This window comes from Clostridium amazonense (assembly GCF_056431285.1).
Genome location: NZ_JBWKMH010000010.1, coordinates 592,709 through 608,127, shown reverse-complemented (window position 1 = coordinate 608,127; position 15,419 = coordinate 592,709). Strand labels below are relative to the sequence as shown.

Below are 15,419 nucleotides of genomic sequence, written 5' to 3'. Positions count from 1 at the left end.
TTTCATTTTTCTCTCCTAATTATTTTAATTTTAATGGTAATCCACAAGTAACAAAGTAAACTTCATCACTTAGTGATGCTATAAATTGATTAACTGAGCCAGCTATATCTCTATATATTCTGCTTAGTCTATATTCTGGTACTAATCCACTTCCAACTTCATTGGTTACCATTATCAAATTTTTGTTATTCTCTTTAGAACTAAGAATTAATTTTTGAAATTCATTTTTTATATTTTTTTCCATATCATCTACTTCTTCTAATGAAAGACTATCAAAATCTATATTTTTTTCAAACATTAAATTAGTAATCATTATTGTAACACAATCTAATAAAATATTTTTCTTATCACTATTCTTTATACATTCATCCAAATTTTTATATCCTTCATAAGTATTCCAATTTGAATTTCTTCTTGTAATATGCTTATCAATTCTATTTTTCATTTCTTCGTCTGTAACTATAGCAGTAGCAATATATAAAACATCATCATTTCCATCTAATATTTTTTCTGCATATTCACTTTTGCCACTTCTACTGCCACCAGTAACTAATGTTATCTTATTCATATTTTCCTCCTCTTTTTCTTTATTAAAACTTTTTAAGAAATTTAACATTTATTTATTTCAAAATACTATTAGAATTTATTCCTTCTATAAATAGATTTTCATATTCATATTTAATAACAGCTACATCACCATTATGACATGCAAACTTCCAAAATAAATCCATATTATTATTCATAATATAGCAATATATTGATCTTATAACTCCACTATGAGTAACAACTATAACATTTTCATCATTACTTTTTATTATTTCTTTAAAAATTTTAACAACTCTATTATACATTTGATTATAACTTTCACCTTTAGGTGGAATGAAATTAATCCAGTCATTTTGCCATACTTTAGATTCTAATGGATATTTTCTACATATACTATTATAATCCAATCCTTCAAATTCTCCAAAATTTCTTTCATTTAGTCTACTATCTTCTACTACATTTATCTTCTCATACTTCTCATTTTCTAAAATTAATTCTAACGTATCATGAGTTCTCTTTTTCTCACTGACATACGCCTTACTTATATTTATATCTTGAAAAAAATTTTTTAGTCTTTTACATTGTAAAACGCCTTTTTCCGTTAATACACTATCCATATCACCATAAAAACTTTTTTTAATATTTTCATCCGTTTCTCCATGCCTTACTAAATATATATTCATGTTCTACCCTCACTTATAAAATAATATTATTTAACAACCAATATCCATTATATACTACTTTCCATTATATTTTAAATAAATGAAAATAGTAACTGACTAACTTTTTAAACCAATGAATTTTATTTTTTTATATTTTATGATATACTTTTATTTATTATTGATAATGATTATTAGTTATATTTATTATTGAACATATATTCATAGATGTTCTTATAAATTTTACTATTTTTGTCTATAATATATAGTGTAATATTTTTACATATAAGAGTGCGAAAGGATGATTTCATGATTGATATAAAAAATTTATCTTTTTCTTATAATAATTCTAAAGATTATATTTTAAAAGATATTAATTTAAAAATTGACAAAGGTGAGTATGTTTCCATAATTGGAGAAAATGGTACAGGAAAAACTACATTAGTAAAATTAATTCTAAAACTTTTAAAGCCAACTACTGGTTCTATAAATATAAATACTAATAATGTATCTTATGTTTGTCAAAAAATAGATAGTTTTAATTCAGGATTTCCAATAACCGTTTATGAAGTATTAGATATTCAAAGGAAAGTTTTAAAAATAAAAGACAAGTCTACTATATTGAATGCTCTTAGTTCTGTAAATATGTTAAATTATAAGGATTCTCTTATTGGCAGTCTTTCTGGTGGTCAACAACAAAAAATTCTCATTGCCAGGGCAATAATGAGTAAAAGTGATTTAATCATATTAGATGAACCATCTACTGCTCTAGATGAAAAAAGTATTGAAGATTTATACACTATAATAAAACATCTAAATAAACATCACAATATAACAATCTTATCTATCGAACATAACATTGATAATGCACTTAAAGTTTCATCTCAAATTTTACATGTTAAAGATGGTTTAGTTAAACTACATTCAGTTATTAATAACACTGTAGATTTAGTTCGATAATGATTAACAAAATGGAGGTTTCAAATGTTTCAATATGAATTTATGCAAAATGCTTTTATAGCAGCTGCTTTTGTTTCTATATTATGTCCTTTAGTAGGTGTGTTTTTAGTGTTAAAACGATATTCTATGATGGGTGATACTCTTGCACATAGTTCATTTGCTGGTGTTGCAATAGGTCTAGTTACTGGATACAATCCAATTTTATGTGCATTTATATTTACAAGTTTATGTGCAATATTTATAGAAGTTTTAAGAAATTATTATAAGAAATATGCAGATTTAATATTAGTAATAATTCTAACATTAAGTGTTGGTATAGGTATTACATTATCTAGTATGGGTAAAGTTAATGCAAATATAAATTCATTTTTATTTGGTAGCTTATTAACCGTTACTAAACAAGATTTATTAACTATGCTTATACTAAGTATAATTTCTATACTTGTACTTTACAAACTTTATGATAAATTAGTTTATATAACTTTTGATGAGGATAATGCTAAAGTAAGTAATATAAATGTCACAGCAATAAATTACATCTTTGCTCTTTTAGTTGGTGCTACAATCTCTGTATCAATTAGAGTTATGGGTATTCTTGTAATGTCATCTATGATTGCATTACCTGTTGCAACTGCATTACAACTAAAAAAAGGATTTAAATCTACATTACTGTTTTCTATACTATTTGGATTTATTGATATTATTTTAGGACTATTTGCTTCTTACTATTTAAATTGTGCTCCAGGTGGAACAATTGCTTTAGTTTCTGTAGGAGTTCTTATGCTAGTTATTATTTTAAATTCTCTATTTAAAAAACAATAATATATACTTATAAAAAAAAACTTAGGTTTATAACATAATAACCCTAAGTTTTCTATTTTAAATTATAACATTATTTTCTGTATATTCTAAGTTAGCCTTTTGTATAACATCCTTTCTAAACACTTCAGCACCTATTCTATCAATAAAAACACCTAGTTTTTCCCCAAATTCAGCATTTTCCTTATAATATTCTAATATAACTTTAACTAAATTATATGCCTCATTTTCATTTAGCTCAGACTTTATTATATTTGCCATTCTCTGATGATATCCAGCAGATCCACCAGCTACAACTATTAATTTACCATTGTAATCTGCTATGACACCTAAATCTTTAGCATAAACACTCCCACAAGCATTTCTGCATCCAGCAACTCCTATTTTCGTTCTATTAGGTACTTCCATCCCATGAAAATCTTTGCTTATCCTCATGGCTAATGGCATAGTATTATATCTCACTCTTTTACAAAAGCCCGCTGGGCATATTTCAACATTCTTCACAGAGTATTGATTTTTTACTGCCGGTTCCATTTCCAATTCATCCCATATACTTTTCAAATCTTCTTCTTTTAAATTTGTAATCATAATTCTTTGCCCAGAATTTATTTTTAAAACACCATTATATTTTTCTGCTACTTCTGCTATCTTTTTTAAATTTTTAGGTGTTATAAAGCCGCCTGGTATATGTGGAGTTATTGCATATGTTCTATTTCCATCTCTTATTTTTTGTAAATTTCCATAATGATTTCCCATAAATTCAACTCCTATATATATTTTTTTATTAAGTATATCATAAAAGTAAAAATCTATAATGTAACTTAAGTTACATTATAGATTTTTAGTACTATATATCTTTTAAATAAGGCATACCACCTTGTGCACCTAATTTTGTTACTGATATACTTGAGCATTTTACACCAAATTCTATAGCCTCGTTCAATGAAACACTTTTTGCTATTGCACTAGCAAATGTTCCTATAAATGTATCTCCAGCACCTGTAGTATCTACTACCTCTACTTTAGGCGCTTTAATATTAATCACTTCGTTATTCTCACAATACCATACACCTTTGTCACCATTTGTTATTATTAATTTCTTAGGATATTTCTTTAAAATTTCATCAATTGGTTCATTTGTATCAAAAAGTATTTTATATTCATGCTCATTAGGGATTATATAATTTACTTTTTGTAATAATGCTTTATCCATTTTTAGTGCTGGTGCAGGATTTAATATAATTATTTTATTATTTTCATATGCAAAATTAATAACTTCCTTTACTGTATCCATAGGTATTTCTAATTGCATTATTATTACATCACATTCTAATATATGTTTTTTTACAGAATTCACATAATGTGGTGTACATTCTTTGTTTGCGCCTTGAACTACTATTATAGAATTTTCACCATTACATAAAACTATATTTGCCACACCTGTTTTGGTGTTTTCACATATATTTATATACTCCAATTTAACTTTATTTTTCTTCATAGAATTTAACAAAAATTCTCCATTTGAATCTTTCCCTATTGCTCCAAATAACGTTACATCACTTTCTACTCTTGATGCTGCAACAGCTTGATTTAACCCTTTTCCACCTTCACCAATAAAAAACTCTAATCCTGTTATTGTCTCACCTGGCTTTGGCACTTTACTTGTTTTTGTGATTAAGTCTGCATTAATACTTCCTACAACTGCTATTTTCATATTTTCTTCTTCTCCTATTATTTATTTTATATACTATTTTAATATTTAGTTTTCTCATTATAATTTTTGATGATAATTACATAGTTTTATTTATCTAGATCTATATCAATAGCTTTTTCTCTAAAAGTTTTTTCTCCTACATATGGAATTAGTTTTACTTTTTTTACATCTTTATTTATATTATATATTGCCCTCGTCCTTTTAAATTTACCATTAGAACCTTCCATAAATAATTCTTTTCCATTCTCATCTTCTATTTTAAATTCAACAATATCATATCCATCTTTAAATAAATTTACATTGTAATATAATTTAAGTGAAACAGGCGAAATTCTTATTTTAGATAAATTTATTGTTGTATCCATTATCTCTATGCTTTTATTAATTTTTATTTCATTAATTTCTTTTATTATCTCTTTTCCACTTGCTTCAAATTTAAAATTCCACACATTTTCTATATTTTTGTGATACTCTAAGTTCTCTCCTGCCTCTATATATAGATTATCATATATTATTTCTATATCATAGTTTTTCCCTATTCTCGAACTTTTAGTATTCCCTGTGAAAAAAAGATTTATTGTTCCATCAGTATTCATTTCTGATGTACCTCCTCCAGATTTTATATATTTTCCATCTATATAAATTCTAGGTACTGAATTAACTAAAATTAAATTTTCTCTTTTTAATCTTTCATCTTGCTCTTTTAACTTTGAAATATCAACTAAACTATTTATTATTATTTGACCATCGTCTATAATAACTTCCTTTAATGTTATTTTCACTCCATCATTTTCTATAGTTGTTCCTATTATAGTTTTATATTTATCTAATTCTCCGTCATTTTTATATAAAAAGTCCTCAATTTTTGTTCCTAATACATTCATTCTTGCTAGTACATCTTCATTAGAAAAAACTCCAACTAATGCAATTATACATATAATGGCTACACTTGCAGCCACTTTTCTATATCTTTTCTTAGTATTAGTTTTTGTTGTATTTATAAACTTTCTTTTCATTTTTTCCTTTTCTAATTCACTAATTTCAGTAACTTCATATTCATCTAAGTCTATATTTATTTCATTAAATATCTCAAAATTATTTTTCAAATAAATCACCTCCAAAATGATTCCATAATACCTCTAATTTTTCTTCTTCCTCTAGACAGTTTATTGTAAATTGAAGTATCCTTAATTTTCATCTCTCTAGCTATTTCCTTTATACTCTCTTCTTTTAAATAGTATTTTTTGAATATTTCTCTATCTGTCTCATTTAAATTCTTTAATAAATCTGCTACCTCTTCTTTTAACTCTTCATTCAATAAATCAGTATCAACTTTTTGTGAACTCACTATATTTAAATTTTCAATGTTTTCATAGTTTAAATATTTTATATATTTTCTTTTATAATCAATAGCTTTGTATTTAGATATTGCCCCTATCCAGTTTTTAAACTGATTTTTAGATTCATCAAAGCTTTCAATATTATTCCATATAAGAAGTAATACGTCATTTAAACACTCTTCTGTAAAATCATTTAACATTCCTAATTGCTTATTAATTATGAATTTCATTAGTGCTCCATACTCATTTACTAATAATTCAATTCCTTTTTCCTTCTTATGCTTTATATAACTTATTATCTCTTTATCATTCATACTTTGAGCACCTCCTAACTTTATTTTTTTATTAATTCATATATTAATACGATTATTTCATCATAAACTTATCATAAATATATAAAAAAGCTACAATAAAATTTAAAATTTTATTGTAGCTTTTTACTAAAATATCATTCCTACTATTTTTACAATTGAGTAAAAAATATAACTTGCTGGTCTACTAATTAATAAACTTAATAATGAATATCCTCCAAATATAGGCATTATCATAACTATTAATATAATAAATTGATATCTGTATATATTATCTGAGAATTTAAAGAATTGTTTTGGAAATAAATCTCTTAATATATGAAAACCATCAAATCCAGGTAATGGTAACAAATTAAGTATCATCCATAAACAATTATAAAAAGCAACATTATATACTATTTGATTAATTATAATATATAAATTGTTATTGTGTGATATTGGTAATATATAAAGTATGTTCATCAAAACTACACCAACTATTGCACAGAAGAAATTAGCTAGTGGTCCTGCTATAGATACTTTTAAATCATCCTTATAATAATTTTTGAAATTATTAGGATTTGTCTGCACAGCTTTTCCCCATCCAAAATGGAAAATTAACATCATAACAAATCCTGCTATATCTATATGTGCTAATGGATCTAATGTTAACCTTCCTTGATATTTAGGAGTATCATCTCCTAATTTTACTGCCATCCATGCATGTGCATATTCATGAAAGGTTATTGCTACTAATATAGCTGGAATTAATAATATAGTTCCTAATATCCTATTACTCATACAAAAATCTCACTCCTTTTCTACTTTATCTAGAGTTTTAAAGTTGAATTTACAATAATAATATAAAATAATTTTTTGCTAAATTCCAATTTTAAATATATATTTCTATAAATATACCACATTAAATTCTTTAAATTCAATTTAATAATAAAATTAAGGATAGAAATTCTATCCTTAATTTTATTTATAGTCTATTCATAATCTACAATAGTTACAATATCACCTTGTTTTACTAGTATTCCTGACTCTTCAAATCCTAAGAATTCGCCTTCATAAGATACTTCTTTTCCATTCATTTCATCTGTTATAGTTTTATTTTGAATATCATGTACATATACTTGACCTTCTTTGGTAACATGTATATTCTCCCTCTTAGCAGGCTTATTCATATTAACTGATTTAAAATCTTCACTGTTGTATGATATTCCTGAATCTGATTCATCTTCTTTATTTTCATATTGATAATTACTGTTTTCATTAGTTTCTTTATTACATTCTACAGACTTATAATATATTTTAGTAATTAAATTATTTTCTACTTTTCCTAAATACAAATTACTTTCAGAATCTGTTCCTAATAATGATAATCTCTCTGCTCCATCAATTATAATTTGATGATTTCTTGTTCCCTTATTAGTCTTATCTATATTATAAACTGTTGATTCATATACAGCATTGTAAACCTCACCCTCATAATATAACACTGCTTCTTTTTCAAGCGTTGCTACATTACTTATATGTTTAGGAACAGTATCCATCAATAGATTTCCTCTCATTCTATCAAATCTATATATATAACTTACATTTGAAGGATCTACTAACTTTACATATGTAAGACCTGTCAAAACTGACATTTCTATATTATCTACTTTTGTATTTTCATCATAAATATCAATTTTATCTATTTCTGATTTCTCATCCTTTTTTAAATCATATGAAAAAAGAACAATTTTATTACCTTGATAACTAGATATTTTTTCTGCTGTAATAATTCTATCTCTAGATGGAACCCACTTATAATAAATTATTTCAGCTCCATCTTCTTTTTCATAAGAAAAATTAGATTTTTCATCTACAGTTTTTAATACCAACTTTCCATTTTCTAAATATGATATATATTTTAAATTACTAGATATTGAAATATCTTCAGCTGTTTTAGGAACCTTAACTTTTACCGGTCCTTGCTTTTCCTTTTTTTCTGTACCATCTATTTCCTCTATTTTGGTTGTTTTTAAATTATTTTCAGAATTTAAGTATACCTTATCTATGTATGAAAACCCCAGAAATTGAATGGCTAAAGATATTCCTGCCCAAATTACTAATGTCTTTACCGCTTTCATATATTTCTCCTTAATCTATTTTTCTACATATATAACTGATGGAACAGTTCTTTCACCTAATGTATCTGATGGACTATTTATAACTTCTCCATTATAAAACATAGTAGTAGAAGATCCACCATCTAAGTTACTCGCCGTAACTGCACCATTTTCATATAATATGTCTTGAACATCCTTTAAGTTTGCACCAGTAGAAGTTAGTTGTCTACCATCTATAACTAATAATAGTATAGTTCCATCTGCTTTTTGACCTATTGCAGTTCTTGGAGCAATCCCCCAACCACCAGTTGAACCTTCACCTATAGTTTTTTCACCATTTACTATAAGTGCTGGTCCAAAACTTACAGCATTTAAAACATTCTGCTCTTGTAATTCATTTAAGCTATAGTTTCCAACAAGTAAAGTTCCATCATCTCTAAATGCAACCATTTCTCTTTTCTCATCAGCACTTGATAAATCATTATGTTCAATCTTTCCATTGCTCATTAATAATCCAGTAGGACTTCCACCAGTTCCTGTCCACTCTTCACCAGTAGATTTATCAGTAAATCCACCACCATTAATTGCTGCTATAGCATCATTATTTATAGCTATTTCACTTGTAAGTTCACCAATTCCATTATCTAGTTGTGAAGAATATCCAACTTTTAATCTTGTTGGATCATTTATTGTAAGTAAATAACCTTTAAACTTATTACTATTTACTTCCTCTAATAAAATTTTGCGATCATTTTTCTTTTCAATAACTACACCACTTTTAGAATTATCCTGTGCTATAGTCTTTATTGCTTGATTTCCCATTATTTCATTGATTTTCTCTTCACTTAAAAATGTAGTTGCTATCCATTGATGACTAAGTGTTGTCATGGCAGTTGTTACAAGTGTATCCCTAACATTAGTAAAAGGACCATTATAAGCTATAAGTGGAGCCGTAACCCCTGTAAAAACTATTTCAAATAGTAAAAATCCCATTATTATTTTAAATCTACTTTTTTTCTTTTTTACATTTTTCTTTTTTATATTTCTATTTTTTGCATTTGATTTGCTTTTATTCTCCTTCATCCTAACCTTCCTTTTTAAATTTAAAAATTTTAAGAAATTATTCAAATTAAATTATTAAATTATACAACTGTATCTAATCATGTAATTCTATGTTGTAAAACAATAATATAATATCGTAGAAATGAAAAAAAATCAATTACAATTATGTTACTAAATCGTTTCATATTTATGATATAGTTTGAAATTAAGACTGATTTTAGTAAAATCAGATCTAATATATTGTAGATTATACATATTTTATTTAAATAAAAGTAGTGAATTTATGACTAAATTTAATTTATATATTTTCATATATAACATAGGAAATAATCTCTAACTTACAATTATATTTTAAATTGTTTTTAAGTTTATTTCACTATTAAACTATAGCATAATTCACTACTTATAAATATATAATTAATTTTTAATAGTATATTTTAAAAATTTTTTTTAAGTTTTAACAGAATAAATCAATTTTAACTATTTATTTTTTCTACAATTTTCTTGCGGCTTCAAATGCTAGTGGTGATCTTTCACATTCATCAAATTTTAAAGTTATTTGATAACATAACTCACTACCTTTCATCTTTTCAGATGCATAGCATAATCCATTTGATCTTGAATCCATGAATGGATGATCTATTTGATCTGGGTCACCTATTAATATAAGTTTTGTTCCTTCGCCTACTCTAGTAGTTATCGCTTTTATTTGTTTTGGAGAAAGATTTTGCGCTTCATCAATTATAAGCCAATTTTTAACAATTGATCTTCCTCTTAAATAAGCTACAGCTTCAGTAACTATTATTCTACGATCAAATACCTCTTTAACTTTATCTTGAAGTTCTTTTTCATTTTTATATCTTTCATTTTCATCTGAATCTACCAATATTTCTAAATTGTCAAATATAGGTCTCATAAATGGTGCTATTTTCTCTTCTTCTGTTCCTGGTAAAAAACCTATTTCTTCGTCCATTGTAACATTAGGTCTACACACTAATATTCTCCTATATTCATTGATATTTTCTTCAAATATTTTTTGAAGCCCAACTGCTAAAGAAAATAAAGTTTTAGCAGTTCCAGCCGGTCCTTTTATTATTACTAGTGGGGCTTTAGATGCATCTGTGCATAAAGCCTCTATCATAAATTTTTGTCCTATATTTCTTGGTGATATTCCCATAGGCTTTACATCCTTAAAATAAAGTGGAACTATTCTTTTTCCATCATACCTACCAAGAGCAGTTTGTTTAGGGTTTTCTATACTATGAAGTAACACAAATTGATTTGTGTATAAATGTGGTTCATAATAATCTTCTGTTTCATTATCATAACTTAAAAGATTTTCAGCATTAATAAATTTGTTTGAATAAAAACTATCTATTTTTTCAAAAGGCAAATATAATTCTATCCTTCCAGTATATTGATCATTCTCTGGAACCTCAGTTTCATAATAATCGTCACTCTTTATACTTACTGTATCTGCTTTTATTCTCTCAAATATATCTTTAGTTATTAGAACTACATCCTCACCAAGCTCTTTTAATCCCTTACACACTTGAATTATTCTATTATCTGCTTTACTCTTATCCCATGATACTGGTATCACTGTATCATGATGATTCATTTCTACTCTTATCTTCCCTCCATTTGGAAGTTCAACACCTTCAACTAATGCTCCTTGCTTTCTTAATGCATCTAACATTCTAGATGCTTGCCTAGCATTTGAACCTAGCTCACCTTTATCTTTTTTAAAATTATCTAGTTCTTCAAGTACAACCTCTGGTATTACAACATCATTGTCCCCAAAAGATAATATAGCTGTTGCCGAATATAAAATAACATTAGTATCTAACACATAGGTTTTTTTCACAGCATATATTCCCCCTCTCATATAGTAAATATATTTATATATAATACATATTCTTATTGCATAAGTTTTTTTCCAAATTTTATACAAATATATTTATACTACTAATATATGAGAGTTTTTTAATAAATGAATATATATATTTAAATTTTAACATTTATTCTAACTATTTTCTATTTTAATATAAATTTATATAAGTAAATTCTAAATTTTGTAATATTATTAGCATAATTTTATTATTATGTAATGATTATGCAACAACTAGTTATTGATAATTAATAGTTTTTATTATATAATAATTATAATAGTAATAAATTTTATACTGATTATTAAAAGAGGATGGTGACTATGCTAAATTTTACGCATATTTTCAAAGAAAAAAAGCTTAAACTTACCCCTCAACGTATAGCTGTATACAAATATTTATGTTCTACTACAGAGCATCCTTCAGCAGAGGCTATATATAAAGCATTACAAGAAGATTATCCTACTATGAGTCTTGCTACGGTATATAAAACTTTAAAGGTTCTTGTGTCTGTTAATTTGATCCAAGAGTTAAATGTTGGTGAAGGTAACTTTAGGTATGATGCCAATGTAGAACCACACCCTCATATTCAATGTATTGAATGTTCTAAAGTTGATGATATTTGTGATGTTTCATTTACTCACTTAAATAATGAAATAACTAAATACACTAATTATGATGTATTATTTAACAGAGTATATTTTTATGGATTATGTAATGAATGTAAAAATAAAATGAATACAGATGAGGAATCTTAATTATCTACAAATTAAGCAAATATTTTAATCGATGGCTAGTATTAGTCATCGATTTTTTGCATAAAATTATTTATTCTTCATATACTTCATAAATAAAGAGATTTCATATTTTCAATATAAGGAGGACTGTTTATGAAGTCAAAAAAAAATATGGTTCTAAAATCAGCATATTTTATTATAATGATTTTATCCATAATTATAATAATATTTAATACCAATTCTATGAAAACTCTTCCTACATTTAAAGCTATTGATAAAAACCTTACTATTAATGAAGATTTTAATGGAGATGGAAAAAAGGATGTTTTATATATTAAAACCGATTCATCTGAATATTTAATTCAAGTCAATTTGAATAATGAGGATAGCCTAAGTTTAGATCCTTCTAAAGATTTGTCTACTTTAGGCGAACATAAAACTTATTGGCCTATGCGTCTAACAGTAAAAGATATTTCTAGAGATAATTTAAAAGAAATTTTTACCCAATCTTCTTTTAATGAAACTCCAATACAACATCTATTTATTTTTAATAACAATAAATATGAGAATATATTTTCAGCAAAAAATAATATACTTGGCTTTTTAGATGATTCAAATGGAAAAACACCTAAAGTAATAAGTGGTAACTTTCAAAATGGTACTATGATTTTAAAAAGCTACTTATTAGTAAACAAAGAATTAAAAGAATATGCTTATTCATATCCTAGCAATTTTGTTGGCAATAATTGTGTTTCTGAATTTATAAATCTAATAGAAAGTTTTCCTTATGAAAATTTGGATGTTCCTGATTATTTTAGTTCTAATATTTCATATAATTCTATTACTTCACTGTATACCATAGCTAATAATAATCATGTATATAAACTTCAGGATTGCTTTTTTAAAGATATTTCTTACGATGAAAAAAATGAACCTTATGAATTTAGTTGGACTTTAAATTTTAAAGGTATTGATGAAAGTGATAAAAATAAAATTAAAAATTTTACTGTAGATTTAATAGTTACAAAATCAAATGTAGCTTCTCCAAATTTTGAGTATAAAATTACCTCATTAGATATAAGTTTTTAAATAAAAAAAGGGACCTATTACGGTCCCAAGGGGGATGGGGGGTAACCAAAGAAAAAATCTTTGGTTAATGGAGATTTCAACTCCTATTACATTATATAATATTGCCTATTTAAATTTTTTTATTCACTTTTTTCCTATTTTGCTGCATTTTCTTTAAGAAAATTTTTTAATAATTCTAGCTTATATGGTTCTATAAGTTGTATAAGTATTTTTATAATATCGTATAGTTCCTCTTCAGTAAATTTTCTGCTACCTTGATTATTTTCTTTTTTTGTTTCATTTTGTGATATTTCTTCTTTTTCATCCCCAACCTCAACTACATCTTCTACATCTATTATATCTGAATTTTCACTATTTAAATTTTCGTTAAGTGAATTTAAACTCAAATTATCCAAATCTAAATCAATATCATCAACTTTTGTCTTATAAATTTCATTTTCTTTCAAGTTATCTGCAACCTTACCTAAGTTTACTCCTCCAAAAATATCATCTATATTTAATGTTTGATTTATAGCACTTTGAGCTGCATTAAACAAATTACCTATTACTCCTTGAAATGCCTCAATATCTTTCGGTGAAACTGCACTAAATACTGCTGAAAAACTATTTATGGGATTGCTGTTATCTGGTCTTCTTTCTTCTCTAACAACTTCATCATTAGTCGCTGCTTGTTCATTCCCCATAAAACTACTTACAATTTTAGCTAATTCACTAAAATCAAACCCTCCAAAAGGATTTCCATTTTGATTTTGATTTTGATTATTATTATTCATGTCATTATTCATTGGTGCATTATCCATGTTACCATTTCCCATGAATGCAGAAATTAAATTAGATACAATATCACCATTTCCGCCTCCACCGCCTCTTCCTGTTCCAGTCAACGCTCCTAAAAGTCCCATCATATCAAGTCCACCAAACATATTTGCAAAAGGATTTCCATTCATTTGTGGATTCATACCCCAATTCATTTGTGGATTCATTCCCCCATTCATTTGTGGGTTCATTCCTCCATTCATTTGCGGATTCATTCCTCCATTCATTTGCGGATTCATTCCTCCATTCATTTGTGGGTTCATTCCTCCATTCATTTGTGGGTTCATTCCTCCATTCATTTGTGGGTTCATTCCTCCATTCATTTGTGGGTTCATTCCTCCATTCATTTGTGGGTTCATTCCCCCATTCATTTGTGGATTCATCCCCCCATTCATTTGATAATTATCGTAATATACTTGCTCATTATCTCTTTTCTTTCTATGTTTATGTTTTCCCATATAATCACCTCTTTAATTAAGATACTTTCTTTTCACTTTAACTAGTCTTATATTTTCAAAATTCTTCTACTCTTATATTTATTTCTTCTACAATGTTTTTCTATAATTCTAAACTCTCCTTTAGTAATCTTAATTTTTGAGTTTATCTTATATGTTTTATAGCTTATATCTATATGTACTAATATATTATCTTAAAAAGCAATCCATGTTTTCACATGGACTGCTAAAAATCTTATCTTTACCTCAAACCCCCCAACATGGGCCATGGTTTTATTGCGATTAGTAATCTTTAGTTTTAAAATATTAACAACAGCAAACTCTTCTACATGGGTAATATGGTATATTATTATTATTATTTCTGTTACGTGAGCAGCAATATATCCATAACCATACTATTAGTATCAATGTCATTGTTGATTTTCCTGCTTCACAATTTGAATTCAATAAGTTTCCTTGATTTAAAATTATTATAACTAACAATAGTAAGAATAATCCTGTACACCTATTGCCATACATAATATCTACTCCTTTCAATCTTTAGTTGATATAGAGTGTAACTATCTATAACATTAGCAAGGTTAATTACAACAGCATTTCATTGCTGGCATACAACATTTCATTGCTGGTCTACAGCATTTCATTGTTGGCATACAGCATTTCATTGTTGGTGCACAACACATCATTTGTTGTGGGTAGTATGGCATATTATTATTTGCATAATTATTGCATCCTCTATTGCCGCCACAGCATCCACTGCATAATAAGAATAAGAATAGTAATACTAATGCATTCCTTGCTGAGTTATCTTTACAGTTCCTAGTGTTTAATAAGCCTTGATAATAAAATATTGCTATTATCAAAATGATAACACATGGACTCCAGATATTATTACATCCACCACCGTTGTTTCCATAACCATT

The 15,419-nt window shown here is 26.3% G+C and carries 17 protein-coding genes; 4 read left to right on the top strand and 13 right to left on the bottom strand.

Annotated features, from left to right (window positions below; all coding sequences use genetic code 11):
- Positions 1-19: 19 nt before the first annotated feature.
- Complete coding sequence (cobU, locus tag AC07E4_RS07100) at positions 20-568, bottom strand: bifunctional adenosylcobinamide kinase/adenosylcobinamide-phosphate guanylyltransferase (RefSeq protein WP_040329646.1); 549 nt, start codon at positions 566-568, stop codon at positions 20-22.
- 52 nt (positions 569-620) lie between these two features.
- On the bottom strand, positions 621-1,229 hold the full coding sequence (gene cobC / locus AC07E4_RS07095; RefSeq protein ID WP_478216016.1) for an alpha-ribazole phosphatase: 609 nt from the start codon (positions 1,227-1,229) through the stop codon (positions 621-623).
- A 285-nt stretch (positions 1,230-1,514) separates the two neighbouring features.
- Here cobC and AC07E4_RS07090 point away from each other — a divergent pair, with 285 nt between their 5' ends.
- Positions 1,515-2,165, top strand: coding sequence for a metal ABC transporter ATP-binding protein (locus AC07E4_RS07090; protein WP_040329621.1), 651 nt, complete (start codon positions 1,515-1,517; stop codon positions 2,163-2,165).
- A 24-nt stretch (positions 2,166-2,189) separates the two neighbouring features.
- The gene (locus tag AC07E4_RS07085) at positions 2,190-2,987 is read left to right on the top strand and encodes a metal ABC transporter permease (RefSeq protein WP_430830716.1); all 798 of its coding nucleotides are present in this window, start codon (positions 2,190-2,192) and stop codon (positions 2,985-2,987) included.
- A 57-nt stretch (positions 2,988-3,044) separates the two neighbouring features.
- Here the strand turns inward: AC07E4_RS07085 and AC07E4_RS07080 are convergent, their stop codons facing one another.
- From AC07E4_RS07080 to AC07E4_RS07045, 8 genes are all read right to left on the bottom strand, one after another.
- On the bottom strand, positions 3,045-3,740 hold the full coding sequence (locus AC07E4_RS07080; protein WP_478216015.1) for a nitrite/sulfite reductase domain-containing protein: 696 nt from the start codon (positions 3,738-3,740) through the stop codon (positions 3,045-3,047).
- Positions 3,741-3,831: 91 nt separating this feature from the next.
- Positions 3,832-4,698: a ribokinase gene (rbsK, locus tag AC07E4_RS07075; protein WP_478216014.1), complete on the bottom strand. Its 867-nt coding sequence runs from the start codon at positions 4,696-4,698 to the stop codon at positions 3,832-3,834.
- Between the two features lie 86 nt (positions 4,699-4,784).
- Complete coding sequence (locus tag AC07E4_RS07070) at positions 4,785-5,804, bottom strand: DUF4179 domain-containing protein (RefSeq protein ID WP_430830717.1); 1,020 nt, start codon at positions 5,802-5,804, stop codon at positions 4,785-4,787.
- A gap of 5 nt (positions 5,805-5,809) precedes the next feature.
- Complete coding sequence (locus AC07E4_RS07065) at positions 5,810-6,352, bottom strand: sigma-70 family RNA polymerase sigma factor (RefSeq protein ID WP_040329628.1); 543 nt, start codon at positions 6,350-6,352, stop codon at positions 5,810-5,812.
- A 126-nt stretch (positions 6,353-6,478) separates the two neighbouring features.
- On the bottom strand, positions 6,479-7,129 hold the full coding sequence (locus AC07E4_RS07060; RefSeq protein WP_040329629.1) for a site-2 protease family protein: 651 nt from the start codon (positions 7,127-7,129) through the stop codon (positions 6,479-6,481).
- 191 nt (positions 7,130-7,320) lie between these two features.
- On the bottom strand, positions 7,321-8,469 hold the full coding sequence (locus AC07E4_RS07055; RefSeq protein ID WP_478216013.1) for a hypothetical protein: 1,149 nt from the start codon (positions 8,467-8,469) through the stop codon (positions 7,321-7,323).
- 15 nt (positions 8,470-8,484) lie between these two features.
- A complete protein-coding gene (locus AC07E4_RS07050) occupies positions 8,485-9,531 on the bottom strand; it encodes a phosphodiester glycosidase family protein (protein WP_478216012.1) in 1,047 nt (348 codons plus the stop codon).
- 472 nt (positions 9,532-10,003) lie between these two features.
- The gene (locus AC07E4_RS07045; RefSeq protein ID WP_040329633.1) at positions 10,004-11,377 is read right to left on the bottom strand and encodes a PhoH family protein; all 1,374 of its coding nucleotides are present in this window, start codon (positions 11,375-11,377) and stop codon (positions 10,004-10,006) included.
- A 345-nt stretch (positions 11,378-11,722) separates the two neighbouring features.
- Here AC07E4_RS07045 and perR point away from each other — a divergent pair, with 345 nt between their 5' ends.
- The gene (perR, locus tag AC07E4_RS07040) at positions 11,723-12,157 is read left to right on the top strand and encodes a transcriptional regulator PerR (protein WP_040329634.1); all 435 of its coding nucleotides are present in this window, start codon (positions 11,723-11,725) and stop codon (positions 12,155-12,157) included.
- A gap of 132 nt (positions 12,158-12,289) precedes the next feature.
- A complete protein-coding gene (locus AC07E4_RS07035; protein ID WP_478216011.1) occupies positions 12,290-13,225 on the top strand; it encodes a VCBS repeat-containing protein in 936 nt (311 codons plus the stop codon).
- A gap of 134 nt (positions 13,226-13,359) precedes the next feature.
- Here AC07E4_RS07035 and AC07E4_RS07030 read toward each other — a convergent pair whose 3' ends face one another.
- The 3 genes from AC07E4_RS07030 to AC07E4_RS07020 all read right to left on the bottom strand — a co-directional run.
- Positions 13,360-14,499 (bottom strand): hypothetical protein, encoded by a 1,140-nt coding sequence (locus tag AC07E4_RS07030; protein WP_478216010.1) that lies wholly within the window; start codon positions 14,497-14,499, stop codon positions 13,360-13,362.
- A gap of 303 nt (positions 14,500-14,802) precedes the next feature.
- Positions 14,803-15,015, bottom strand: coding sequence for a hypothetical protein (locus tag AC07E4_RS07025; RefSeq protein WP_040330834.1), 213 nt, complete (start codon positions 15,013-15,015; stop codon positions 14,803-14,805).
- A 62-nt stretch (positions 15,016-15,077) separates the two neighbouring features.
- On the bottom strand, positions 15,078-15,419 hold a 342-nt coding region (locus AC07E4_RS07020), incomplete at its 5' end, for a hypothetical protein (protein ID WP_478216009.1).